This is a genomic window from Trabulsiella guamensis ATCC 49490 (genome assembly GCF_000734965.1).
GTDB lineage: Bacteria > Pseudomonadota > Gammaproteobacteria > Enterobacterales > Enterobacteriaceae > Trabulsiella > Trabulsiella guamensis.
In genome coordinates, this window is the sequence record NZ_JMTB01000111.1 from 50,451 (window position 1) to 73,789 (window position 23,339).

Below are 23,339 nucleotides of genomic sequence, written 5' to 3' on the forward strand. Positions count from 1 at the left end.
CAGCCGAAGCATAACACGAGTTATCCGGACATCACATGCCATGTGATGTCCGGATGGGTTCGCTTAACGCAGCAGCAGATAGATGCTTTCGTTACCTCGCACCACATTCAGCGCAATAACGGAGGGTTTCGCTTCCAGCACTTTGCGCATTTCAGCAATCGAGCGCACGCGTTCGCGGTTGATACCGATAATAACGTCATCTTTATGCAGACCGATCTGCGCGGCGGCGCTGCCTTTTTCGATGCTGTCGATAACAATCCCTTTGCTGCCATCTTTCAGTTGTCCGTCGCTTAGCGACGCGCCCTGCAATGCAGGCGAAATCTGTTCTGCACTGGCGGTTGACGAGGTGCTCTTATCCAGCGTCACTTCGACGTCCAGCGGTTTGCCGTCGCGTAACAGCCCCAGCTTCACTTTGGTGCCGGGTTCGGTGGTGGCAATGCGCGAACGCAGTTCTGCGAAGCTGTTAAGTGGTTTACCGTTGAGGCTGACAATCACGTCGCCGGATTTAATGCCCGCTTTCGCTGAGCCGGAATTTGGCATTACTTCGCTGACGAAGGCCCCGCGCTGTACGTCGAGCTTAAAGGCTTTCGCGATGTCGGCACTCATTTCAGTGCCTTTGATCCCAAGCAGACCGCGTTTGATTTCACCAAACTGAATCAATTGCTGAGACAGCGTACGTGCCATATTGCTGGGGATGGCGAAACCAATGCCGACGCTGCCGCCGGCAGGGGCGAGGATTGCCGTGTTAATGCCGATCAGCTCACCATTCAGGTTGAGCAGTGCGCCGCCGGAGTTGCCGCGGTTAATGGAGGCATCGGTCTGGATAAAGTTTTCCAGTCCTTCAAGGTTAAGCCCGCTGCGGCCCAGTGCGGAGACAATCCCTGACGTGGCGGTTTGCCCGAGGCCGAACGGGTTACCAACAGCGACGACGAAATCACCGACGCGCAGTTTGTCGGAATCGGCAATGGCGATTTGGGTCAGATTGCTGGGGTTTTGCAATTGTAGCAACGCAATGTCGCTCTGATCGTCGCTGCCAATAAGCTTCGCTTCAAACTCACGGCCATCGTTCAACTGAACACTGATTTTCTGCGCCTGGCTGACGACGTGATTGTTGGTCAGCACGTAGCCTTTCGCTGCATTGATGATGACGCCAGAACCGAGACCTTCAAACGGCTGCGCTTGCTCGTCCGGCCCCTGCTCGCCAAAGAATTTTTTCAGCTCTTCGGGTACTTGCTGGCTCTGCATTGCAGTGCCTTCCACCTGGACACTGACCACGGCGGGCAGGACTTTTTCCAGCATCGGCGCGAGGCTGGGCAGCGTGCCCTGGCCCGGTACCGCGGTAGGTAATGACGCTGCTGCGGGTTGAATCGCAGAAAGAGATAACCCGACACTTAACGCTAACGCACTCAACAGCAAAGTAGATTTCTTCATTGATGCTGGCTCTCGTAACCTGATGGGTAAGAAAAAGATCCCGAAACAGACCGATGTTATTGAATTTTCAATCAGCTAACAATGCGGATAATGATTAAATAATAGCTGGGGCAGGGAAGAAGGGACGGGCGCAACGGCAGCGCCCGTGAAAAATAATAGCGATTATGCGATCAGTCGCGTTTTACGCCACTGCGCAACAGACCGGACGCGCCTTCGGAATAGTCACGAGGCATCTGAACCGGCGCCTGATCATTGCTGGCTTCAGACTCCGCCAGACGGCTGCGGAACGGGTTGGCTTCTGCCGCCATTTCCGGTAGCAGACTGCTGGAGCTTTTCGCCATGTGCTGGTACAGCTGGCGGTAGTCGTGCGCCATGTTATCGAGCAGCTCCGCGCTACGGGCGAAGTGGCTTACTAACTCTTCACGATACTCATCCAGCTCTGCTTTGTTCTTTTCCAGTTCGTACTGCAGGGCCTGCTGCTGGCGTAATTTGCGGTTACCAAAACGCATGGCGACAGCACCGATAATAATGCCGACAACTAAGCCAATTAGCGCATATTCCCAGGTCATGAACTTCTCCCGTTGTTTTGTGGTTCCGTAGGGTGTTGGCCGTGAGGCGACTCCTTGCACGCGCCTGATAGTGCCACTATAACCGCTATTCGCCAGGAAGTGGAATCCTGGCGTATCATCGCGTAGTGTAGAACCGCCTCTTTATACGTCAATCGTGAACTGCGGCATCGCGCTTTTCAAGGAATAACAATAACTCATGCAAAGCATTACCCCAACATCGCGTTACCTTCAGGCTCTCAGCGAGGGCAGTCATCAAGCTGATGATGTGCAGCGAGAGGCTGTGAGTCGTCTGGAAAACATCTGGCAGGAACTGGTGCAGCGATCCGCCACGCCGCCTTCTGGCGGTGGACTGATGGCCAGATTCAGCAAACTGTTGAGTAAACGCGAGGCGGCGGAAATGACGCCAGTACGCGGGTTGTATATGTGGGGCGGCGTCGGGCGAGGGAAAACCTGGCTGATGGATCTCTTCTACCAGAGCCTGCCCGGCACGCGAAAACAACGTCTGCACTTTCACCGTTTCATGCTGCGCGTCCATGAAGAACTGACGCAACTGCAGGGCCACAGCGACCCGCTGGAGATTATTGCCGACCGCTTTAAGGCCGAAACCGACGTGCTTTGTTTCGATGAGTTCTTCGTTTCCGATATCACCGACGCCATGCTGCTGGGCGGGCTGATGAAGGCACTGTTTGATCGCGGTATTACGCTGGTCACCACCTCGAATATTCCGCCGGACGAGCTTTATCGCAACGGTCTGCAACGGGCGCGTTTTCTGCCTGCCATTGATGCTATCAAAGCCCATTGCGACGTCATGAATGTCGATGCCGGCGTAGATTACCGCCTGCGGACGTTGACGCAGGCGCATCTGTGGCTCTCCCCGCTCAATGACGCAACCACACAAGAGATGGATAAACTCTGGCTGGCGCTGGCAGGGGCTCGTCGTGAACATGCGCCAGAACTGGAAATTAACCACCGGCCACTGCAGACGCTCGGCGTTGAGAACCAGACGCTGGCGGTCTCTTTCACCACGCTGTGCGTCGATGCGCGCAGCCAGCATGATTACATCGCGCTTTCGCGCCTTTTCCATACGGTGTTGCTGTTGGATGTTCCGGTGATGACCCCGTTGATGGAGAGCGAAGCACGCCGTTTTATCGCGTTGGTCGATGAGTTCTACGAGCGGCACGTGAAGCTGGTGGTCAGCGCTGCGGTGCCTTTATATGAGATTTACCAGGGCGAACGGTTGAAATTTGAGTTCCAGCGCTGCCTGTCGCGTTTACAGGAAATGCAGAGCGAAGAATATCTGAAGCGCGAGCATTTAGCGGGCTAAAAACCCTCTGCGAATCATAAAAAGGGGTCGATCTTTGACCCCGACTTCTCTATAATCCTGCGACCCCACGTTACAACAAGTGTTTTTTTCCCGAAACCTTGTGTGCCGGCTAAACATATCCGAGGGGGTAGGTTTACTGGACAATGTCGTGTGAACCTCACATATTTTTAGACGTTTGTGTGTTCACCAACGTGAAACTAATTATTTGGGTAAGCTTTTAATGAAAACTTTTACAGCTAAACCAGAAACCGTAAAACGCGACTGGTATGTTGTTGACGCGACCGGTAAAACTCTGGGCCGTCTGGCTACCGAACTGGCTCGTCGCCTGCGCGGTAAGCACAAAGCGGAATACACTCCGCACGTAGATACTGGTGATTACATCATCGTTCTGAACGCAGAAAAAGTTGCTGTCACCGGCAACAAGCGCGAAGACAAAATGTACTACCACCACACCGGTCACATCGGTGGTATCAAAGAAGCGACCTTTGAAGAGATGATTGCCCGCCGTCCTGAGCGTGTGATTGAAATCGCGGTTAAAGGCATGCTGCCAAAAGGCCCGCTGGGTCGTGCTATGTACCGTAAACTGAAAGTTTACGCGGGCAACGAGCACAACCACGCGGCACAGCAACCGCAAGTTCTTGACATCTAATCGGGATTATAGGCAATGGCTGAAAATCAATACTACGGCACTGGTCGCCGCAAAAGTTCCGCAGCTCGTGTGTTCATCAAACCGGGCAACGGCAAAATCGTTATCAACCAGCGTTCACTGGAACAGTACTTCGGTCGCGAAACTGCCCGCATGGTAGTTCGTCAGCCGCTGGAACTGGTCGACATGGTTGAGAAACTGGATCTGTACATCACCGTTAAAGGTGGTGGTATCTCTGGTCAGGCCGGTGCGATCCGTCACGGTATCACCCGCGCTCTGATGGAGTACGACGAGTCCCTGCGTTCTGAACTGCGTAAAGCTGGCTTCGTTACTCGTGACGCTCGTCAGGTTGAACGTAAGAAAGTCGGTCTGCGTAAAGCACGCCGTCGTCCGCAGTTCTCCAAACGTTAATTTTGTCCTGCATTTGCAGGAGAAGAATTGGCGAAAAAACCCGCTTCGGCGGGTTTTTTTTATGGATAAAGCAGGTGATACCCACAACCAGGCCCTGCTTCCACTCTCTTTTTCAGCATTTCCAGAATCCCCTCACCCCAAAGCCAACAAAATCTGGTAAACTATCATCCAATTTTCTGCCCAAATGCCGGGGATTGTTCATTTTTTGTTTTCACGTTGAACAAAGGGTGTCCTTCGTGCAGATGGGGCCTTATATCTGGCTGGCCACAGAGTGGCTGGCAGCAGTAAAAATTCTGAATATACCTGGAGGTTTTCATGGCTGTCGCTGCCAACAAACGTTCGGTAATGACGCTGTTTTCTGGTCCTACTGACATCTATAGCCATCAGGTCCGCATTGTGCTGGCCGAAAAAGGTGTCAGTTTTGAGATAGAGCACGTGGAGAAGGATAACCCGCCTCAGGATCTGATTGACCTCAACCCGAACCAGAGCGTCCCGACGCTGGTGGATCGTGAGCTCACCCTGTGGGAATCCCGTATCATTATGGAATATCTGGATGAGCGTTTTCCGCATCCGCCCCTGATGCCGGTCTATCCGGTGGCGCGTGGTGAAAGCCGCCTGTATATGCATCGTATCGAAAAAGACTGGTATTCGCTGATGAACATCATCACTACCGGTTCTGCCTCTCAGGCTGATGCTGCCCGTAAACAGCTGCGCGAAGAATTACAGGCAATTGCGCCGGTATTCACCCAGAAACCGTATTTCCTGAGCGATGAGTTCAGCCTGGTTGACTGCTACCTGGCGCCGCTGCTGTGGCGTTTGCCGGTCCTCGGCATTGAGCTGGTTGGCGCGGGTTCGAAAGAACTAAAAGGGTATATGACGCGCGTCTTTGAGCGTGATTCTTTCCTCGCTTCTTTAACTGAAGCCGAGCGTGAAATGCGCCTCGGTCGAGGCTAACGCATGGATGTATCTCAACTGTCTCCGCGCCGCCCCTATCTGTTAAGGGCTTTCTACGAGTGGTTGCTGGATAATCAGTTAACGCCGCACCTGGTGGTGGATGTCACGCTGCCAGGCGTTCGTGTGCCGATGGAATATGCCCGCGACGGGCAAATTGTGTTAAACATCGCTCCGCGTGCCGTGGGCAATCTGGAGCTTGCCAATGACGAAGTGAGCTTCAATGCCCGCTTCGGTGGCGTGCCGCGTCAGGTTTCTGTTCCGCTGGCTGCTGTGCTGGCGATTTACGCACGTGAAAACGGCGCAGGCACCATGTTTGAGCCGGAAGCGGCTTATGACGAAGAGGGGGTCAGCCTGATCGAGGACGAAGCCACCATCACGGGTGAAACCGAAACGATGATGTCCGTGATCGACGGCGATAAACCCGATCATGAGGATGATGACGATCCTGATGATACCCCGCCTCCTCGTGGCGGCCGTCCGGCGCTGCGCGTAGTGAAGTAATCTTTTAACAGGTCCTTATGGGCCTGTTTTGTTATCAGCTGTCCGTTTCGCCAGTCAGAAATTCCTGTGATAAGATGAAGAAAGCTGTCACATATCAATACTATGGCATTTATGAACGCATTTGATCCGCAAGAAGAAAACGCTTCAGACACCATTGGTCGCAGTTTGCGTCGCCGTCCGCTGGCGCGTAAAAAGCTCTCCGAAATGGTGGAGGAAGAGCTGGAACAGATGATTCGCCGCCGTGAGTTTGCGGAGGGGGAGCAATTGCCCTCTGAACGTGAGTTGATGGCTTTTTTCAACGTAGGCCGTCCGTCTGTCAGGGAAGCACTTGCGGCGCTGAAACGCAAAGGGCTGGTGCAAATCAGCAACGGCGAACGTGCCCGTGTGTCGCGCCCTTCGGCGGATACCATCATCAGCGAACTGTCCGGTATGGCAAAGGATTTCCTCTCCCACCCTGGCGGCATCGCCCACTTTGAACAGCTACGTCTGTTTTTCGAGTCCAGCCTGGTGCGTTACGCGGCAGAACACGCCACACCCACGCAAATCGATCAACTGGTGAAAGCGCTCGAACTCAACAATCAGTCGCTGGATGACAACACGCTGTTTATCCGTTCAGATGTAGATTTCCACCGTGTGCTGGCGGAGATCCCCGGTAATCCGATCTTCATGGCTATCCACGTTGCGCTGCTCGACTGGCTGATCGCCGCGCGGCCAAAAGTGCCGGATCAGGAACTCCACCAGCATAACTACGTCAGTTACCAGCAGCATGTGGCGATTGTCGACGCGATCCGCCACCGCGATCCGGACGAAGCGGATCGTGCCCTGCAAACCCACCTCAACAGTGTTTCCGCCACCTGGCACGCCTTTGGCCAGGAAAAGAAAAGCCGCAAATCCTCCCGATCTTAACGATCGTCGTTTAGTGAAGCCGATCGCAGATTAAACATCTGCTATTAACTGCTGCTTATTTGATCTGGTATAACAGGTATAAAGGTATATCGAATTTAAGCTAAAACATCACAGCGAGGTCACTATGAATGTGAATTTACGTGGGGTCATGCCCGCTTTACTGACTCCATTCGATAAAGCGCAAGAGCTGGATAAAGAGAGCCTGCGGCGGCTGGTGCGCTTTAACATCAGTCAGGGAATTGACGGGTTATATGTCGGCGGTTCAACTGGCGAAGCGTTTGTGCAGAGTGTGGCTGAACGTCAGGAAGTGCTGGAAATCGTGGCAGAAGAGGCAAAGGGCAAAGTGACGCTGATCGCGCATGTTGGCTGCGTCAGCACCGGGGAAACCCAGCAATTGGCTTCGGCAGCGAGCCGTTACGGTTTCGATGCGGTCTCTGCGGTAACACCGTTCTATTACCCTTTCAGTTTCGAGGAGCATTGCGATCACTACCGTGCCGTCATTGATGCCGCTGATGGGTTACCGATGGTGGTGTACAACATTCCGGCGCTGAGTGGCGTGAAGCTCAGCCTTGAACAGATTAACACCCTGGTGACGTTGCCAGGCGTCGGTGCGCTGAAGCAGACATCAGGGGATCTCTTCCAGATGGAGCAGATCCGCCGCGCGCATCCGGATCTGGTGCTCTACAACGGTTATGACGAAATCTTTGCATCCGGTCTGCTTGCCGGTGCAGATGGTGGGATCGGCAGCACCTACAACATCATGGGCTGGCGCTACCTTACTATTGTGAAGGCATTACAGGCGGGGGATATCAAAACAGCGCAGCTACTGCAAAGTGAATGTAATAAGGTCATCGATCTGCTGATCAAAACCGGCGTTTTCCGCGGTCTGAAAACCGTGCTCCATTACATGGATGTGGTTTCTGTTCCGTTGTGTCGTAAGCCGTTTGCCCCGGTGGAAGAAAAGTACCTGCCGGAACTGAAGGCGTTGGCAAATCAGCTGCAGGCTGAGATGCGCCAGCGTGTAGCCGGGTAAAACAACGAAACGACGAGCGTCGGGAGAGTGATATGAGTATGTCAACGCAAAGCATCCCGTGGTACCGCTATCTCAACAAAGAACAGTGGCGCGCATTTTCCGCCGCCTGGTTGGGGTATTTATTAGATGGTTTCGATTTTGTTCTGATTGCCCTGGTGCTCACTGAAATTCAGAGTGAGTTTGGTCTGACGACGGTGCAGGCGGCGAGCCTCATCTCAGCGGCCTTTATTTCCCGCTGGTTTGGCGGTCTGATGTTAGGCGCCATGGGCGACCGCTATGGCCGCCGGCTGGCGATGGTCAGCAGCATCGTCCTGTTTTCCGTCGGGACGCTGGCCTGCGGTCTGGCGCCCGGCTTTACCACCATGTTTATCGCCCGTCTGGTGATCGGCATGGGAATGGCGGGCGAGTATGGCTCCAGCGCCACTTACGTCATTGAAAGCTGGCCGAAGCATTTGCGTAATAAAGCCAGCGGCTTTTTGATTTCGGGCTTCTCCGTTGGCGCCGTGGTGGCGGCGCAGGTCTACAGTCTGGTGGTGCCGGTCTGGGGCTGGCGCGCGCTGTTTTTCATCGGCATTCTGCCAATTGCCTTTGCGCTGTGGCTGCGGAAAAACATTCCCGAAGCGGAAGACTGGAAAGAAAAACACGAAGGCAAAGCGCCGGTACGGACGATGGTTGATATTCTCTACCGTGGCAAGCATCGGCTTATCAACATCATCATGACGGCTGTGGCCGCCGCGTCGCTCTGGTACTGTTTTGCGGGCGATATGCGTACCGCAGCGATGGTCGCGATCCTCGGTCTGGTATGCGCGGCGATCTTCATCAGTTTTATGGTGCAGAGCAGCGGCAAGCGCTGGCCGACCGGGGTGATGCTGATGGTCGTCGTGCTGTTTGCTTTCCTCTACTCCTGGCCGATTCAGGCACTGCTGCCGACTTATCTGAAAACAGAACTGGCTTACGATCCTTCCACTGTCGCTCGTGTGCTGTTCTTTAGCGGCTTTGGTGCGGCAGTCGGCTGCTGTGTCGGGGGTTTCCTCGGCGACTGGCTCGGTACCCGCAAGGCTTACGTCTGTAGCCTGCTGGCCTCGCAGGTGCTGATTATCCCGGTATTTGCTATTGGCGGTACCAGCGTCTGGGTGCTGGGCTTGTTACTTTTCTTCCAGCAGATGCTGGGGCAGGGGATCTCCGGGATCCTGCCGAAGCTGATCGGTGGCTATTTTGATACCGACCAGCGTGCGGCCGGTCTCGGCTTCACCTATAACGTCGGCGCGCTGGGTGGTGCACTGGCGCCAGTGATCGGGGCGCTGATCGCTCAGAAACTGGATCTGGGTACCGCACTGGGATCGCTCTCCTTCGGCCTGACGTTCGTGGTGATCCTGCTGATTGGTCTGGATATGCCGTCGCGGGTTCAGCGTTGGATCCGCCCGGAAGCGCTGCGCACGCATGATGCCATCGATGGCAAACCCTTCAGCGGCGCCGTGCCTTTGGGGGGCCATAAAAGCGACGTAAGGATGCGTTCATGACCATACTGGCGATTGATATCGGCGGAACGAAACTGGCGGCCGGGCGCGTTAGCGGCGACCGGCAGATAACGGAACGCTGCGAAATGCCAACGCCTGCCAGCAAGACGCCGGAGGCGTTAGCGGAAGCCTTACGTCAGCTGGTACAACCGCTGTTGCCGGGCGCAACGCGGGTGGCGGTGGCCTCCACCGGGATTATTCATGACGGCATACTGACGTCGATTAACCCGGCAAACCTCGGCGGTCTGGCCCGCTTTCCGCTGGTGGAAACGCTGTCGCGCATCACCGGTTTGCCGTGTGTGGCGTTGAACGACGCGCAGGCCGCGGCGCTGGCGGAATATTATGCGTTGTGCGCCCCGGTGCCAGTGATGGTGTTTATCACCGTTTCAACTGGCGTCGGCGGCGGGATTGTCAGCGGCGGCAAACTGCTGACCGGCGAGGGCGGTCTGGCGGGGCATATCGGTCATACGCTGGCTGATCCTCACGGGCCGCGCTGCGGTTGCGGGCGCATCGGTTGTGTGGAAGCGATCGCCTCCGGGCGCGGCATTGCAGCCGCAGCACGCGGTGATTTACAGGGGCTGGATGCGAAAACGATCTTCGCACGTGCGCAGCAGGGGCATATGCAGGCAACTGAACTGATTACGCACTCAGCACTAACGCTGGCCCGCCTGATTGCTGACGTAAAAGCGGTGACCGATTGCGAATGCGTGGTCATTGGCGGCAGCGTCGGGCTGGCGGAGGGGTATCTGGCGCAGGTGAAAGCATTCCTTGCCGAAGAGCCACAGGCGTATCAGACCGCATTACACGAAGCCTGTTTCCGCCACGACGCCGGGCTGCTGGGTGCGGCACTATGGGCAGAAGGAGCGATGCCATGATCACGGGCGATATTCATCAACCTGAGGCGGCAGGGTTACCGCAGGCGATTGCCGACGCGCTGACGCAGGCGCTGGCCGCCAGACCGGAGCATAAAGAGACCGGGCAGTATCCGTTGCAGGGTGAGACGTTATTCATGAATGTGATGCAGTTTGCCACGCAACTGCCGCAGGAGAAGCGCGCCGAACTGCATCGTGACTATCTCGACATTCAGGTACTACTGGAAGGCGAAGAGCAGATCCGTTACGGACTGCGTGGCAGTGCGCGCGAGTGTGACGCCTGGAACGAAGAGGGGGATTATCAGCTGTGCGACGCCATTGACGGTGAACAGACGTTAACGCTCAGACCAGGAATGTTCGCGGTGTTTATGCCAGGCGAACCACATAAACCGGGCTGCCATGTCAGCGAGGCACACACGATCCGTAAAGTGGTGATCAAGCTGCACCGTCACGCAGTGGAATATTGAAAAAACCCGGCGGTAAAATACCGCCGGGTTTTTTATTACACTTCGAGGTAATTCAGGATCCCGTCAGCAGCCTTACGACCTTCGGCGATCGCCGTCACCACCAGGTCAGAACCGCGTACAATGTCGCCGCCCGCAAAGATTTTCGGGTTGCTGGTCTGGAAGGCGTTTTCGCTGCCTTCCGGGGCGATAATACGGCCCTGGCTGTCCAGTTCAACGCTGTGTTTTTCCAGCCACGACATGCTGTGCGGGCGGAAACCAAACGCCATAACGACGGCATCGGCTGGAACCACATGCTCCGAGCCGGGCACGATTTCAGCACGACGGCGGCCTTTGGCATCCGGGGCGCCCATTTCGGTGCGCGCCATTTTCACGCCGCACACTTTACCGTTGGCATTGACCTCAACGCCCAGCGGCTGGACGTTAAACTGGAACTCCACGCCCTCCTCACGCGCGTTTTTCACTTCGCGTTTTGAGCCAGGCATGTTTTCTTCGTCACGGCGGTAGGCACAGGTGACATGCGTTGCGCCCTGACGAACGGAAGTGCGCACGCAGTCCATCGCGGTATCGCCACCGCCGAGCACCACCACGCGACGACCTTCCATACTGACGTACGGTTCGTCCACCGTTTCACCGTAGCCCATGATCTGTTTGGTATTCGCGATGAGGAACGGCAGCGCGTCAAATACGCCATCGGCGTCTTCGTTTTCCAGCCCACCGCGCATCGACTGATAAGTGCCGACGCCGAGGAACACGGCATCATAGTTTTTCAGCAGATCCTCGAGCTGCACATCGCGACCCACTTCGGTGTTCAGCTGGAACTCAATACCCATACCGGTGAAGATTTCACGACGGCGAGTCATTACCTCTTTTTCCAGCTTAAAGGCCGGAATGCCAAAGGTCAGCAGACCACCGATTTCCGGATGACGGTCAAACACCACCGCTTTGACGCCGTTGCGGGTCAGTACGTCGGCGCATGCCAGACCAGCCGGGCCAGCGCCGATAATAGCGACGCGTTTGTCGGTTTGTTTCACGCCGGTGAGATCCGGGCGCCAGCCCATCTCAAACGCTTTATCGTTGATATAGCGTTCAATGTTGCCGATAGTCACCGCGCCGAATTCGTCGTTCAGCGTACAGGATCCTTCACACAGTCTGTCCTGCGGGCAGACACGACCGCATACTTCCGGCAGCGTGTTAGTCTGGTGCGACAGTTCCGCCGCCTCAAAAATACGCCCCTCGTTCGCCAGCTTCAGCCAGTTAGGGATGTAGTTATGGACCGGGCATTTCCACTCGCAGTACGGGTTGCCACAGGACAGACAGCGGTCTGCCTGCGCTTTGGCTTGCCCTTCGGAAAACGGCTCGTAGATTTCCACAAATTCAATTTTGCGGATCTTTAGTGCTTTTTTCGGCGGGTCAACGCGCTGCAGGTCGATAAATTGATATACGTTCTGGCTCATCTGGACTCCTTACTGCGCCTGCACGCGCAGCTCAGCTGCGCTACGACTACGGTGACCCAACAGGGCTTTAACATCGCTGGACTTCGGTTTCACCAGCGCGAATTTTGCAGAGAACGCCGGCCAGTTAGCGAGGATCTCTTCACCACGTGACGAACCGGTGTGGTGTACGTGCTCGGTAATCAGTCCACGCAGATGCTCTTCGTGGATGGCAAGCGAATCAACGGCCAGCACTTCCACCAGCTCCGGGTTAACGCGTTTACGGAAGTCTCCATCTTCATCCAGCACGTAGGCGAAACCACCGGTCATGCCCGCGCCAAAGTTAACACCGGTTTTACCGAGAATGCAGACAATGCCACCGGTCATGTATTCACAACCGTTGTCGCCAATACCTTCCACCACGGTGATCGCCCCGGAGTTGCGCACCGCAAAACGCTCACCTGCACGACCCGCAGCATACAGCCGACCGCCGGTCGCGCCATACAGACAGGTGTTGCCGATGATGCTTGCCTCGTGGCTGCGGAAAGCAGAACCGACCGGAGGACGTATCGCCAGCAACCCGCCCGCCATGCCTTTGCCGACATAGTCGTTGGCATCGCCGGTCAGGTACAGCTCCACGCCGCCCGCGTTCCACACGCCAAAACTCTGGCCCGCGGTACCACTGAAGTGCGCTTTAATCGGATCAGCGGAAAGCCCCTGATCGCCATGTGTCCTGGCGATATAACCCGACAGCGATGCGCCAACAGAACGGTCAGTGTTGCGAATATCAAACCAGAACGTTTTGCTCTGCTTGTCATCAACATACGGTTTCGCTTGCTGCAACAGTTGCGCATTGAGCACACCGTTATCGAACGGCGGGTTGTGCTCGGTGCAGTAGAGCGCTTTGCCCGGATGTGGTTCAGCGGTCTCCAGCAGTTTTGTCAGGTCCAGCTTCTGCTGCTTCGCGGTGTATCCGTCCAGCGCTTTTAACAGGTCGGTGCGGCCAATCAGATCCACCAGACGCGTAACGCCCAGCTGCGCCATCAGCTCACGGACTTCCTGCGCGATAAAGCCAAAATAATTGGTCACTTTGAACGGCAGGCCGTGGTAGTGGTTCTTACGCAGCTTGTCATCCTGCGTCGCGACGCCAGTGGCGCAGTTATTCAGGTGGCAAATACGCAGGTATTTACAGCCCAGCGCTACCATCGGCCCGGTGCCGAAACCGAAGCTTTCCGCGCCGAGAATCGCCGCTTTGATGATGTCGAGCCCGGTTTTCAGTCCGCCATCCACCTGCAGACGAATCTTGTGGCGCAGACCGTTAGCCACCAGCGCCTGCTGGGTTTCCACCAGACCAAGCTCCCACGGACAACCGGCATATTTCACCGATGACAGCGGGCTGGCGCCAGTGCCGCCATCGTAACCGGCAATGGTGATGAGATCTGCGTAGGCTTTCGCCACACCAGTGGCAATCGTGCCAACACCCGGTTCGGAGACCAGCTTCACGGAGATCATCGCCTGCGGGTTGACCTGTTTCAGGTCGAAAATCAGCTGCGCCAGATCTTCAATCGAATAGATATCGTGATGCGGCGGTGGTGAAATCAGCGTCACGCCCGGCACAGAGTAGCGCAGACGGGCGATATACGGGGTGACTTTATCCCCCGGTAACTGACCGCCTTCACCCGGTTTCGCGCCCTGGGCGACTTTGATCTGGATGACATCAGCATTGACCAGGTACGCCGGGGTAACGCCGAAGCGACCGGAAGCCACCTGTTTAATGCGCGAGACTTTATTGGTGCCGTAGCGCGCCGGATCTTCACCGCCTTCACCGGAGTTGGAGAAACCGCCGATGCTGTTCATGGCTTCTGCCAGCGATTCATGGGCTTCCGGGCTCAGTGCGCCGATGGACATTGCTGCGGTATCGAAGCGCTTAAACAATTCGGTGGCCGGTTCAACGTCATTGATGCTGACCGCTTCATCACCCGGATTCAGCGCCAGCAGGTCGCGCAGCGTGGCCGCCGGGCGTTCGTTCACCAGTTTTGCGTATTCCTGATAATCACGGTATTCACCGCTCTGCACCGCCTGTTGCAGCGTACGCACCACGTCCGGGTTGTAGGCATGATATTCGCCACCGTGGACGTATTTCAGCAGTCCGCCCTGCGACAGTGGCTTACGCGCCAGCCAGGCCACCTTCGACAGGTTCAGCAGATCCCGCTGGAAGTCGTCAAAATTAGCGCCGCCGATACGGCTAATCACGCCCTGGAAGCACAGACCGGCAACGTCAGCGTGCAGGCCAACGGCTTCGAACAGCTTCGAGCAGCGATAGGAGGCGATCGTCGAGATGCCCATCTTGGACATGATCTTGTACAGCCCTTTGTTGATGCCGTTACGGTAGTTCAGCATCACGGTGCGGTAATCTTTTTCAATCGCCTTGCTGTCGACCAGCTTCGCCAGCGTTTCATACGCCAGGTACGGGTAGATAGCCGTCGCGCCGAAGCCCAGCAGTACCGCAAAGTGGTGCGGGTCGCGGACGCTGGCGGTTTCCACGATGATGTTGGCATCGCAGCGCAGGCTCTTGTCTACCAGTCGCGTCTGGATAGCGCCCACCGCCATCGGTGCCGGGACCGGCAGACGGTTTTTGGCGATATTGCGATCAGAGAGCACCAGCAGCACGGTACCGTTACGTACCATCTGCTCGGCGGTATCGCACAGCGCTTTTACGGTCTCTTCGAGCGTGCTTTCATTGACGTCGAAGGTGATATCCAGCGTGTCGGCGCGGTAGTGCTCTTCCTTCATGGTGGTGAGCTGTTTGAAATCGGAGTAAAGCAGAATCGGCGATTTAAAGCTCAGACGGTGCGCCTGGCCTTCCGCTTCGCAAAAGACGTTCATTTCGCGGCCGATGCTGGTCGCCAGCGACATCACGTGCGCTTCACGCAGCGGATCGATCGGCGGGTTGGTTACCTGCGCAAACTGCTGGCGGAAGTAGTCATAAATGATACGCGGTTGGCTGGAGAGCACGGCGAACGGCGTGTCATCCCCCATTGAGCCGACCGCTTCCTGACCGTTTTCACCGAGTACGCGGATGACGGAATCCAGTTCTTCTGAACTGTAGTTAAATTGTTTCTGGAAGCTGGCGAGGGTATCGTCATCCAGCTCGCGGTTGCCCACTTCTTCGTCTGGCAGATCTTCAAATGGCACCAGGCGGCGGACGTTTTTCTCCATCCACTCTTTATACGGGTGACGGCTTTTCAGATCGTCGTCAGTCTCCGCGGAGTGCAGAATGTGGCCAGAACGGGTGTCGATCACCATCAGTTCACCAGGACCGACGCGGCCTTTCTCAACCACTTCGTCCGGCTGATAGTCCCAGATCCCCACTTCAGATGCGCAGGTAATGAGCTTGTCTTTGGTGATAACGTAGCGCGCAGGGCGCAGACCGTTACGGTCGAGGTTACAGGCGGCGAAACGACCGTCGGACATTACGATGCCCGCCGGGCCATCCCACGGCTCCATGTGCATAGAGTTAAAGTCGAAGAAGGCGCGCAGTTCCGGATCCATATCCGGGTTGTTCTGCCAGGCAGGCGGTACCAGCAGACGCATGGCACGCACGATGTCCATCCCGCCTGCCAGCAGCAGCTCAAGCATGTTATCCAGCGAGCTGGAGTCAGAGCCCGTTTCGTTGACGAACGGTGCGGCGTCCTGTAGGTCAGGGATCAGCGGGGTCTGGAATTTATAGGTACGGGCACGTGCCCACTGACGGTTACCGGTGATGGTGTTGATTTCGCCATTATGCGCCAGGTAGCGGAACGGCTGCGCCAGCGGCCAGCGCGGCACGGTGTTGGTGGAAAAGCGCTGGTGGAACAGGCAAATGGATGATTCCAGGCGCAAGTCTGCCAGATCCAGGTAAAAGCGCGGCAGATCCGCCGGCATACACAGACCTTTATAGATGTTCACGAGATTCGACAGGCTGCAGACGTAGAAGTCTTTATCGTCGAGCAGGCGCTTCTCAATGCGGCGACGGGCGATAAACAAGCGGCGCTCCATATCGCGCGGGCGCCAGCCCGCCGGGGCATTCACAAAGATTTGTTCAATGCGTGGCAGGGAGGAGAGGGCGATTTCACCGAGCACACCGTCGTTGGTGGGGACATCGCGCCAGCCGACAATGGAGAGGGTTTCGCGTTGCAGCTCTTCTTCTACAACGTGACGTGAGCGGCTTGCCAGTTCAGGATCCTGATTCAGGAAAATCATCCCGACGGCGTAATTTTTAGCTAAACGCCAGCCGCGCTCTTCCGCCACGAGACGAAAGAAACGATCCGGCTTTTGTAACAGCAGGCCGCAACCATCGCCAGTTTTACCGTCAGCGAGGATCGCGCCGCGGTGCTGCATGCGGGCCAGCGCATGAATAGCGGTGCGCACCACTTTGTGGCTAGGTTCGCCTTCTATGTGGGCGATCAGGCCGAAACCACAGTTATCCCTCTCAAGGGATTTATCGTACAACATATCAGTGAACCTCCCCAGGCTCTACGTGACACCCTCGGACCGTTGCGCACAGGCGCAGCAAGAGCCTGGCGACGGGGCTGGGCGTTTCATACGCCTGCCTCGCATTCGCCCTCTTTATCCTTTTCGCAACGGTAAACAAGTTTGAGGACTTGCTTTTTAGAGGGAATCTTATAACTGCATAAATATGATGAGCAGAGTGCTCATCCAGAAAGCTTCCAGCGGATTTCCAAGTTATCGGGAATCGACACACAGGTCAAATGGCAATCTTATTTATACAAAAATGTGCTATGTGCAACATAATTTCTTGATAATTAAGATTTTTTATCATGTTTCAGGTTGTTTGCACCCAACGAAAACCGCCGAGTGAGTGTGATCTGACTCACTATATGATTGCGCTGTAATGACTTTAGTGTGCTGAGTACGACATTTTAGCTAGATTTTTATTCTGCAAATGGCGGTAAGTCCGCTTAATGGCTCTGTTTTATGGCAATGAAAGGAAGAATGAAAAAAAACGCGAAACCATAAGCAAAAATAATCGCGGCGGGAGTGAATTAATTTGCAAATAAAGTGAATGAATATTCAATAGATAAAAGCCTCTCCGGGCGATTGATCCAGGTCATCGCCGAAACAGACTAAAAGTGGCAGGCTTGGCCCTTTTCTCCAGGCCGGTCTATCAGATTATGCAGTTACAGAAATTAGTCAATATGTTTGGTGGGGATCTTGCGCGCCGTTATGGCGAAAAGGTTCATAAGCTGACGCTGCACGGCGGGTTTAGCTGCCCGAATCGCGATGGCACCATCGGGCGCGGTGGCTGTACCTTCTGTAATGTGGCCTCCTTTGCCGATGAAACGCAGCAGCATCGTTCCATCGCTGAGCAGCTTGCGCATCAGGCGCAACTGGTCAATCGCGCCAGACGCTATCTGGCGTACTTTCAGGCCTATACCAGTACCTTTGCCGAAGTTCAGGTGCTGCGTTCGATGTATCAACAGGCCGTGGCGCAGGCGAGTATCGTCGGGCTGTGCGTCGGTACTCGTCCGGATTGCGTGCCTGATGCGGTGCTGGATTTATTGACCGACTACAGCGCGCAGGGCTATGAAGTGTGGCTGGAACTGGGTTTACAGTCGGCACACGATAAAACCCTGCGCCGTATTAATCGCGGTCATGACTTTGCCTGCTATCAGCAGACGACGCGCCTGGCGCGCGAGCGTGGCCTGAAAGTCTGCACGCACCTGATTGTCGGTCTGCCCGGCGAAGGGCAGACGGAATGCCTGCAAACGCTGGAACGGGTGGTTGATACCGGCGTTGACGGTATCAAACTGCATCCGCTACATATTGTAAAAGGCAGCACGATGGCGAAAGCCTGGGCCGCCGGACGGTTAAGCGGCATTGAACTTGATGACTATACCGTCACTGCAGGCGAGATGATCCGCCATACGCCGCCGGAGGTGGTTTTTCACCGCATTTCCGCCAGCGCCCGTCGCCCGACGCTGCTGGCGCCGCTGTGGTGTGAAAACCGCTGGACGGGCATGGTGGAACTCGACAAGTACCTGAACACGCATGGGGTACAGGGGTCAGCATTGGGGCGCGAGTGGGTTCCGCGCTGAAGTGCAACGTCCAGGTCACATCGCTGCAACTTCCTGCAACGCCTCGCTCAGAATTGAGTATTATTGAGCGGTGATGTCGCGAAGGAATTCTTTATGAAGCAAATCCGTTTACTGGCGCAGTATTATGTCGACCTGATGATGAAACTGGGCCTGGTGCGTTTTTCGATGCTACTGGCCCTTGCGCTGGTGGTACTGGCCATTGTGGTGCAGATGGCGGTGACCATGGTGCTGCACGGCCAGGTGGAAAGCATCGATGTGATCCGCTCTATCTTCTTTGGTCTGCTGATCACTCCCTGGGCGGTCTATTTTCTGTCGGTGGTGGTTGAGCAGCTCGAAGAGTCGCGCCAGCGGCTGTCGCGGCTGGTCGAAAAGCTGGAAGAAATGCGTGAGCGTGACCTGAAGCTCAACGTCCAGCTCAAGGACAATATTGCGCAACTGAACCAGGAAATCAGCGATCGCGAAAAGGCCGAAGCCGAACGTCAGGCGACGCTGGAGCGGCTGAAAATTGAGATGAAAGAGCGCGAAGAGACACAACTGCAGCTCGAACAACAATCCTCATTCTTACGTTCTTTCCTTGATGCCTCTCCCGACCTGGTGTTCTATCGCAATGAGGATAAAGAGTTTTCCGGCTGTAACCGGGCGATGGAACTGCTCACTGGCAAAAGCGAGAAGCAATTGATCCACCTGAAACCGCACGATGTTTACAGCGAAGAAGCAGCAGCGAAAGTGATTGAGACGGATGAAAAAGTGTTCCGCCATAACGTGTCGCTGACCTATGAACAGTGGCTGGATTACCCGGATGGCCGCAAAGCCTGTTTTGAAATCCGTAAAGTACCTTATTACGACCGCGTGGGGAAACGTCATGGTCTGATGGGCTTTGGCCGCGACATCACTGAGCGTAAGCGTTATCAGGATGCACTGGAACGCGCGAGCCGCGATAAAACCACCTTCATCTCTACCATCAGTCATGAACTGCGTACGCCGCTCAATGGCATCGTCGGACTGAGCCGTATCCTGCTGGATACCGAGCTCACGACGGAACAGGAAAAGTATCTCAAAACAATCCATGTCTCCGCCGTGACGCTGGGGAATATTTTCAATGACATCATCGACATGGATAAGATGGAGCGCCGCAAGGTACAACTCGATAATCAGCCGGTCGATTTCACCAGTTTCCTTGCCGACCTGGAAAACCTCTCTGGCCTGCAGGTGCAGCAGAAAGGGCTGCGTTTCGTGATGGAACCGACGCTGCCGTTACCGCATAAAGTGGTGACTGATGGCACCCGACTGCGGCAGATCCTGTGGAATCTGATCAGCAATGCCGTCAAGTTTACCCAGCAGGGGCAGGTGACTGTCCGCGTGAGCTATGAAAAAGGCAATATGCTGCGCTTTGAAGTGGAAGACTCCGGCATCGGCATTCCGCAGGATGAGCAGGATAAAATTTTCGCCATGTACTACCAGGTGAAAGACAGCCACGGTGGAAAACCAGCCACCGGGACGGGCATCGGGCTTGCTGTTTCGCGTCGCCTGGCGAAAAACATGGGCGGCGACATCACGGTTTCCAGCAAACCGGGTCATGGCTCGGTGTTTACCCTGACCGTACAGGCTCCCGCGCTGGCGGAAGAGGTTGACGATACGCTGGCCGATGATGACCTGCCATTACCGGCGCTTCACGTCCTGCTGGTGGAGGATATCGAGCTGAACGTGATTGTGGCGCGTTCAGTGCTGGAAAAGCTGGGCAACAGCGTTGATGTTGCGATGACTGGCAAGGCGGCGCTGGAGATGTTCACACCTGGCGAATATGACCTTGTATTGCTGGATATCCAGCTGCCGGACATGACCGGGCTGGATATCTCCCGTGAACTGAAACAGAAATACCATGCGGACGATCTGCCACCGCTGGTGGCATTGACCGCCAACGTGCTGAAGGACAAAAAAGAGTACCTGGATGCAGGAATGGACGATGTGCTGAGCAAGCCGCTCTCTGTTCCGGCGTTGACCGCCATGATTAAGAAGTTCTGGGATACCCACGCAGATGAGGATGACGATATGGCCAAACCTGATCAAAGCAAGTCACAGACGTTACTGGATATCGCGATGCTTGAGCAGTATATCGAACTGGTCGGGCCGAAGCTTATCACCGACGGTCTGGCGGTGTTCGAGAAGATGATGCCCGGGTATCTGGCGGTACTGGAATCCAATCTTACCGCCCGCGACCAGAAAGGGATCGTCGAAGAGGGACATAAAATTAAAGGTGCGGCGGGTTCCGTGGGATTACGCCATATACAGCAGTTAGGGCAGCAGATTCAGTCGCCAGACCTTCCGGCATGGTGGGATAACGTCGGGGAATGGGTCGAAGAGATGAAGAGCGAGTGGCAGCACGATGTCGAGGCGCTGAAGGCCTGGGTAGCAAACGCAGAAAAAAAATGACCCCGGATGAACCGGGGTGCGCGAATACTGCGCCAACACCAGGGAAAACGTGGCTGCGCCGGAATCGTTTTAAGAGGTTTTAGCACGGACGCAACCTGAGAATTTGGGTTGCACGCCCATTAAGATAGCAAATCTTAAATATTTTGTTACGTGAATCAGTAAAATGTGTGAAGCATAGCGAGTAAATCAGCATTTTTACTTAGCTTCGCCCAAATGCAACAAAGGAACAGTGATATGAAAAAAATCGGTGTGGTGCTCAGTGGCTGCGGTGTTTATGACGGTTCTGAAGTCCACGAAACCGTGTTAACCCTGCTGGCTATTGCCCGCAACGGCGCGCAGGCGGTCTGTTTTGCCCCCGACAAAAGCCAGTCTGACGTGATTAATCATTTATCCCGTGAATCTTTGCCAGAAACGCGTAATGTGCTGATCGAAGCGGCGCGTCTCACTCGCGGAAACATAGCGCCGCTGGCGGCGGCGCGTTCAGCCGATCTGGATGCATTGATCGTCCCTGGTGGTTTTGGCGCGGCGAAAAACCTGAGCAATTTTGCCTCACAGGGCAGTGAGTGTGGGGTGGATGCTGATTTAAAAGCGCTGACGCTGGCGATGCATCGCGAAGGAAAACCGGTTGGCTTTATGTGTATCGCCCCGGCAATGCTGCCAAAAATTTTCGATTTCCCGCTGCGTATCACCATCGGTACCGACATCGATACGGCGGAAGTGCTGGAAGAGATGGGTGCTGAACACGTGCCGTGCCCGGTGGATGACATCGTGGTGGATGAAGACAACAAAGTCGTGACCACGCCTGCGTATATGCTGGCGCAGAACATCGCAGAGGCCGCCGCCGGAATCGACAAGCTGGTTGAGCGTGTCCTGGTTCTGACAGAATGAGTCAACGCCGGTTCTCTTTGAAGTTTGTGAAGCGCCTGCTGCTGCGCGCAGTACTGCTGCTCGCTGTGCTGTGGGGAGGCGGTATTCTGCTTTTCAGCATCATGCCGGTGCCGTTTTCGGCGGTCATGGTGGAGCGGCAGATGGGCGCCTGGCTACGCGGTGATTTTGGCTACGTCGCTCATTCAGACTGGGTCAGCATGGATGAGATTTCACCATGGATGGGCCTGGCGGTGATTGCCGCCGAAGATCAGAAATTCCCCGAACACTGGGGATTTGATATGGCGGCAATCGAAAAAGCGTTGAGCCACAATGAACGTCACGAAACGCGGATCCGCGGCGCATCGACGCTGTCGCAGCAAACGGCGAAAAATATGTTCCTGTGGGACGGACGGAGCTGGTTGCGTAAAGGGCTGGAAGCCGGGCTTACGGTGGGCATTGAAACTCTCTGGACCAAACGGCGGATTCTGACCGTTTATCTGAACATTGCGGAATTTGGGGAAGGGATTTTCGGTGTTGAGGCGGCAGCGCAGCGCTATTTTCATAAGCCCGCCAGCCAGTTAACGATGTCGGAAGCCGCGCTGCTGGCCGCCGTGCTGCCAAATCCGCTGCGGTTTAAAGCCAGTGCGCCATCGGGGTATGTCCGCAGTCGTCAGGCATGGATATTACGCCAGATGCGGCAATTAGGCGGCGAAAGCTTTATGCGGAAGAATGAGCTCGACTGAGTCAGTCTTCGTCGAATCCGGCATTAAACAGCGCGATGACGGCTGCCATCGCTTCCGCTTCCTGCGGACCGCTGACCTCGATCTCGATCTGCCGGCCCTTGGCGGAATCCAGCATCAACAGCGCAATCACGCTGCTGGCTTCCGCTTCAATGCCTTCGTCATTTCTTAACAGAACTTCTGCGTCAAATCCCTGAACCAGTTCGAAGAGTTTCATTGCCGGGCGGGCATGCATGCCCAGCTTATTGGTGATCTCAACAATCTGTTTTACGGTCATGTTTTACGTTTTTCCAGCGTCCTGTGACGAGACTGGACGTTCTTACCGCGTGAACGGAAGTAATCGGCCAGTTGTTCAGCAATATAAACCGAACGATGTTTACCGCCGGTACAACCGATCGCCACCGTCAGGTAGCTGCGATTGTTGGTCTCCAGCATCGGTAACCATAGCTCAAGATAGCTACGGGTCTGGTAAATAAAATTGTGAACTTCTGTGTGCCGGTCAAGGAACGCGGCCACCGGTTTGTCCAGACCTGTCATCGGTCGCAGTTTGGGATCCCAGTGCGGGTTAGGCAGGAATCGCACATCAAACACATAGTCAGCATCAATAGGAATACCGTGCTTGAAGCCGAAGGATTCAAAGACCATTGTCAGTTCACGTTCACGTTTGCCCAGCAGGCGTGTACGCAGCATTTCTGCCAGTTCGTGAACAGACATTTCTGAGGTGTCGACGATCAAATCCGCCCGTGAGCGCAGCGGCTCAAGCAGATCGCTCTCTTCGTCGATAGCGCTTTCCAGCGACAAGTTTTTGCTGGAGAGCGGATGCAACCGGCGGGTATCGCTGTAGCGACGAATCAGCGTGTTGCGGTCAGCATCAAGGAAAAGCAATTGAGGGGAGAACGCGTCCGGCAGATTTTTCATCGCCTGCTCGAAAATCTCAGGCGATTCAGGCATGTTGCGCACGTCAATGCTAACGGCGGCGGAGATCTGCCGCTCCGCCAGCGTCTTTGCCAGTTCAGGCAACAACACGACCGGCAGGTTATCTACACAGTAAAAACCCATATCTTCCAGCGCTCGCAGAGCCACGGATTTTCCCGAACCTGAGCGGCCGCTGACGATCATCAGTACCATGTACCGTTTCTCCTC

The 23,339-nt window shown here is 55.5% G+C and carries 20 protein-coding genes; 14 read left to right on the plus strand and 6 right to left on the minus strand.

What is annotated here, in order from left to right:
* Positions 1 to 63: 63 nt before the first annotated feature.
* Together degQ and zapG are read right to left on the minus strand one after the other, a co-directional pair.
* Positions 64 to 1,431 carry a serine endoprotease DegQ gene (gene degQ, locus GTGU_RS18880; RefSeq protein WP_038160787.1) on the minus strand — a complete coding sequence of 456 codons (1,368 nt, stop codon included), beginning with the start codon at positions 1,429 to 1,431 and terminating at the stop codon, positions 64 to 66.
* A 170-nt stretch (positions 1,432 to 1,601) separates the two neighbouring features.
* Positions 1,602 to 2,000 carry a Z-ring associated protein ZapG gene (gene zapG / locus GTGU_RS18885; RefSeq protein WP_038160790.1) on the minus strand — a complete coding sequence of 133 codons (399 nt, stop codon included), beginning with the start codon at positions 1,998 to 2,000 and terminating at the stop codon, positions 1,602 to 1,604.
* A gap of 196 nt (positions 2,001 to 2,196) precedes the next feature.
* Between zapG and zapE the strand changes: the two genes are divergently transcribed.
* The 10 genes from zapE to nanQ all read left to right on the plus strand — a co-directional run bounded on the left by zapE (position 2,197) and on the right by nanQ (position 10,631).
* Positions 2,197 to 3,324, plus strand: coding sequence for a cell division protein ZapE (gene zapE / locus GTGU_RS18890; protein ID WP_038160792.1), 1,128 nt, complete (start codon positions 2,197 to 2,199; stop codon positions 3,322 to 3,324).
* Between the two features lie 220 nt (positions 3,325 to 3,544).
* Complete coding sequence (rplM, locus tag GTGU_RS18895; RefSeq protein WP_002918559.1) at positions 3,545 to 3,973, plus strand: 50S ribosomal protein L13; 429 nt, start codon at positions 3,545 to 3,547, stop codon at positions 3,971 to 3,973.
* Positions 3,974 to 3,988: 15 nt separating this feature from the next.
* Positions 3,989 to 4,381 carry a 30S ribosomal protein S9 gene (rpsI, locus tag GTGU_RS18900; protein WP_000829818.1) on the plus strand — a complete coding sequence of 131 codons (393 nt, stop codon included), beginning with the start codon at positions 3,989 to 3,991 and terminating at the stop codon, positions 4,379 to 4,381.
* A gap of 315 nt (positions 4,382 to 4,696) precedes the next feature.
* Positions 4,697 to 5,335, plus strand: a complete 639-nt coding sequence (gene sspA, locus GTGU_RS18905) for a stringent starvation protein SspA (protein ID WP_038160803.1) — start codon at positions 4,697 to 4,699, stop codon at positions 5,333 to 5,335.
* Positions 5,336 to 5,338: 3 nt separating this feature from the next.
* Positions 5,339 to 5,836: a ClpXP protease specificity-enhancing factor gene (sspB, locus tag GTGU_RS18910; RefSeq protein WP_038160806.1), complete on the plus strand. Its 498-nt coding sequence runs from the start codon at positions 5,339 to 5,341 to the stop codon at positions 5,834 to 5,836.
* Positions 5,837 to 5,938: 102 nt separating this feature from the next.
* The gene (gene nanR / locus GTGU_RS18915; RefSeq protein ID WP_038160809.1) at positions 5,939 to 6,742 is read left to right on the plus strand and encodes a transcriptional regulator NanR; all 804 of its coding nucleotides are present in this window, start codon (positions 5,939 to 5,941) and stop codon (positions 6,740 to 6,742) included.
* 124 nt (positions 6,743 to 6,866) lie between these two features.
* Positions 6,867 to 7,775, plus strand: a complete 909-nt coding sequence (nanA, locus tag GTGU_RS18920; RefSeq protein WP_038160810.1) for an N-acetylneuraminate lyase — start codon at positions 6,867 to 6,869, stop codon at positions 7,773 to 7,775.
* A 32-nt stretch (positions 7,776 to 7,807) separates the two neighbouring features.
* Positions 7,808 to 9,295 (plus strand): MFS transporter, encoded by a 1,488-nt coding sequence (locus tag GTGU_RS18925; RefSeq protein ID WP_038160813.1) that lies wholly within the window; start codon positions 7,808 to 7,810, stop codon positions 9,293 to 9,295.
* A complete protein-coding gene (gene nanK, locus GTGU_RS18930; RefSeq protein WP_038160815.1) occupies positions 9,292 to 10,167 on the plus strand; it encodes an N-acetylmannosamine kinase in 876 nt (291 codons plus the stop codon). The genes GTGU_RS18925 and nanK overlap by 4 nt, the downstream gene beginning before the upstream one ends.
* Positions 10,164 to 10,631 (plus strand): N-acetylneuraminate anomerase, encoded by a 468-nt coding sequence (gene nanQ, locus GTGU_RS18935; protein ID WP_038160818.1) that lies wholly within the window; start codon positions 10,164 to 10,166, stop codon positions 10,629 to 10,631. Before nanK ends, nanQ begins: the two co-directional genes overlap by 4 nt.
* Positions 10,632 to 10,666: 35 nt before the next feature.
* Here nanQ and GTGU_RS18940 read toward each other — a convergent pair whose 3' ends face one another.
* Together GTGU_RS18940 and gltB are read right to left on the minus strand one after the other, a co-directional pair.
* Positions 10,667 to 12,085, minus strand: a complete 1,419-nt coding sequence (locus tag GTGU_RS18940) for a glutamate synthase small subunit (RefSeq protein WP_038160821.1) — start codon at positions 12,083 to 12,085, stop codon at positions 10,667 to 10,669.
* A gap of 9 nt (positions 12,086 to 12,094) precedes the next feature.
* Complete coding sequence (gene gltB / locus GTGU_RS18945) at positions 12,095 to 16,555, minus strand: glutamate synthase large subunit (protein ID WP_038160823.1); 4,461 nt, start codon at positions 16,553 to 16,555, stop codon at positions 12,095 to 12,097.
* 680 nt (positions 16,556 to 17,235) lie between these two features.
* Between gltB and mnmL the strand changes: the two genes are divergently transcribed.
* The 4 genes from mnmL to mtgA all read left to right on the plus strand — a co-directional run bounded on the left by mnmL (position 17,236) and on the right by mtgA (position 22,199).
* Positions 17,236 to 18,159 carry a tRNA modification radical SAM protein MnmL/YtqA gene (gene mnmL / locus GTGU_RS18950; RefSeq protein WP_038160826.1) on the plus strand — a complete coding sequence of 308 codons (924 nt, stop codon included), beginning with the start codon at positions 17,236 to 17,238 and terminating at the stop codon, positions 18,157 to 18,159.
* Between the two features lie 93 nt (positions 18,160 to 18,252).
* Positions 18,253 to 20,589: an aerobic respiration two-component sensor histidine kinase ArcB gene (gene arcB, locus GTGU_RS18955; protein WP_038160830.1), complete on the plus strand. Its 2,337-nt coding sequence runs from the start codon at positions 18,253 to 18,255 to the stop codon at positions 20,587 to 20,589.
* A gap of 234 nt (positions 20,590 to 20,823) precedes the next feature.
* Positions 20,824 to 21,477 (plus strand): isoprenoid biosynthesis glyoxalase ElbB, encoded by a 654-nt coding sequence (gene elbB / locus GTGU_RS18960; RefSeq protein WP_038160834.1) that lies wholly within the window; start codon positions 20,824 to 20,826, stop codon positions 21,475 to 21,477.
* Positions 21,474 to 22,199 (plus strand): monofunctional biosynthetic peptidoglycan transglycosylase, encoded by a 726-nt coding sequence (gene mtgA, locus GTGU_RS18965; protein ID WP_038160836.1) that lies wholly within the window; start codon positions 21,474 to 21,476, stop codon positions 22,197 to 22,199. The genes elbB and mtgA overlap by 4 nt, the downstream gene beginning before the upstream one ends.
* Position 22,200: 1 nt before the next feature.
* On the opposite strand, the gene npr is transcribed toward mtgA, so the two are convergent.
* Together npr and rapZ are read right to left on the minus strand one after the other, a co-directional pair.
* Entirely contained in the window at positions 22,201 to 22,473 is a 273-nt protein-coding gene (npr, locus tag GTGU_RS18970) for a PTS phosphocarrier protein NPr (protein ID WP_038160839.1), read from the minus strand.
* Positions 22,470 to 23,324, minus strand: coding sequence for an RNase adapter RapZ (gene rapZ / locus GTGU_RS18975; protein WP_038160842.1), 855 nt, complete (start codon positions 23,322 to 23,324; stop codon positions 22,470 to 22,472). Before rapZ ends, npr begins: the two co-directional genes overlap by 4 nt.
* Positions 23,325 to 23,339 lie beyond the last annotated feature (15 nt).

What these genes read in the sequence shown, in the direction of transcription:
- degQ (WP_038160787.1), bottom strand. Translation starts at nt 1,431, where the DNA reads ATGAAGAAATCTACTTTGCTGTTGAGTGCGTTAGCGTTAAGTGTCGGG.
- zapG (WP_038160790.1), bottom strand. Translation starts at nt 2,000, where the DNA reads ATGACCTGGGAATATGCGCTAATTGGCTTAGTTGTCGGCATTATTATC.
- zapE (WP_038160792.1), top strand. Translation starts at nt 2,197, where the DNA reads ATGCAAAGCATTACCCCAACATCGCGTTACCTTCAGGCTCTCAGCGAG.
- rplM (WP_002918559.1), top strand. Translation starts at nt 3,545, where the DNA reads ATGAAAACTTTTACAGCTAAACCAGAAACCGTAAAACGCGACTGGTAT.
- rpsI (WP_000829818.1), top strand. Translation starts at nt 3,989, where the DNA reads ATGGCTGAAAATCAATACTACGGCACTGGTCGCCGCAAAAGTTCCGCA.
- sspA (WP_038160803.1), top strand. Translation starts at nt 4,697, where the DNA reads ATGGCTGTCGCTGCCAACAAACGTTCGGTAATGACGCTGTTTTCTGGT.
- sspB (WP_038160806.1), top strand. Translation starts at nt 5,339, where the DNA reads ATGGATGTATCTCAACTGTCTCCGCGCCGCCCCTATCTGTTAAGGGCT.
- nanR (WP_038160809.1), top strand. Translation starts at nt 5,939, where the DNA reads ATGGCATTTATGAACGCATTTGATCCGCAAGAAGAAAACGCTTCAGAC.
- nanA (WP_038160810.1), top strand. Translation starts at nt 6,867, where the DNA reads ATGAATGTGAATTTACGTGGGGTCATGCCCGCTTTACTGACTCCATTC.
- GTGU_RS18925 (WP_038160813.1), top strand. Translation starts at nt 7,808, where the DNA reads ATGAGTATGTCAACGCAAAGCATCCCGTGGTACCGCTATCTCAACAAA.
- nanK (WP_038160815.1), top strand. Translation starts at nt 9,292, where the DNA reads ATGACCATACTGGCGATTGATATCGGCGGAACGAAACTGGCGGCCGGG.
- nanQ (WP_038160818.1), top strand. Translation starts at nt 10,164, where the DNA reads ATGATCACGGGCGATATTCATCAACCTGAGGCGGCAGGGTTACCGCAG.
- GTGU_RS18940 (WP_038160821.1), bottom strand. Translation starts at nt 12,085, where the DNA reads ATGAGCCAGAACGTATATCAATTTATCGACCTGCAGCGCGTTGACCCG.
- gltB (WP_038160823.1), bottom strand. Translation starts at nt 16,555, where the DNA reads ATGTTGTACGATAAATCCCTTGAGAGGGATAACTGTGGTTTCGGCCTG.
- mnmL (WP_038160826.1), top strand. Translation starts at nt 17,236, where the DNA reads ATGCAGTTACAGAAATTAGTCAATATGTTTGGTGGGGATCTTGCGCGC.
- arcB (WP_038160830.1), top strand. Translation starts at nt 18,253, where the DNA reads ATGAAGCAAATCCGTTTACTGGCGCAGTATTATGTCGACCTGATGATG.
- elbB (WP_038160834.1), top strand. Translation starts at nt 20,824, where the DNA reads ATGAAAAAAATCGGTGTGGTGCTCAGTGGCTGCGGTGTTTATGACGGT.
- mtgA (WP_038160836.1), top strand. Translation starts at nt 21,474, where the DNA reads ATGAGTCAACGCCGGTTCTCTTTGAAGTTTGTGAAGCGCCTGCTGCTG.
- npr (WP_038160839.1), bottom strand. Translation starts at nt 22,473, where the DNA reads ATGACCGTAAAACAGATTGTTGAGATCACCAATAAGCTGGGCATGCAT.
- rapZ (WP_038160842.1), bottom strand. Translation starts at nt 23,324, where the DNA reads ATGGTACTGATGATCGTCAGCGGCCGCTCAGGTTCGGGAAAATCCGTG.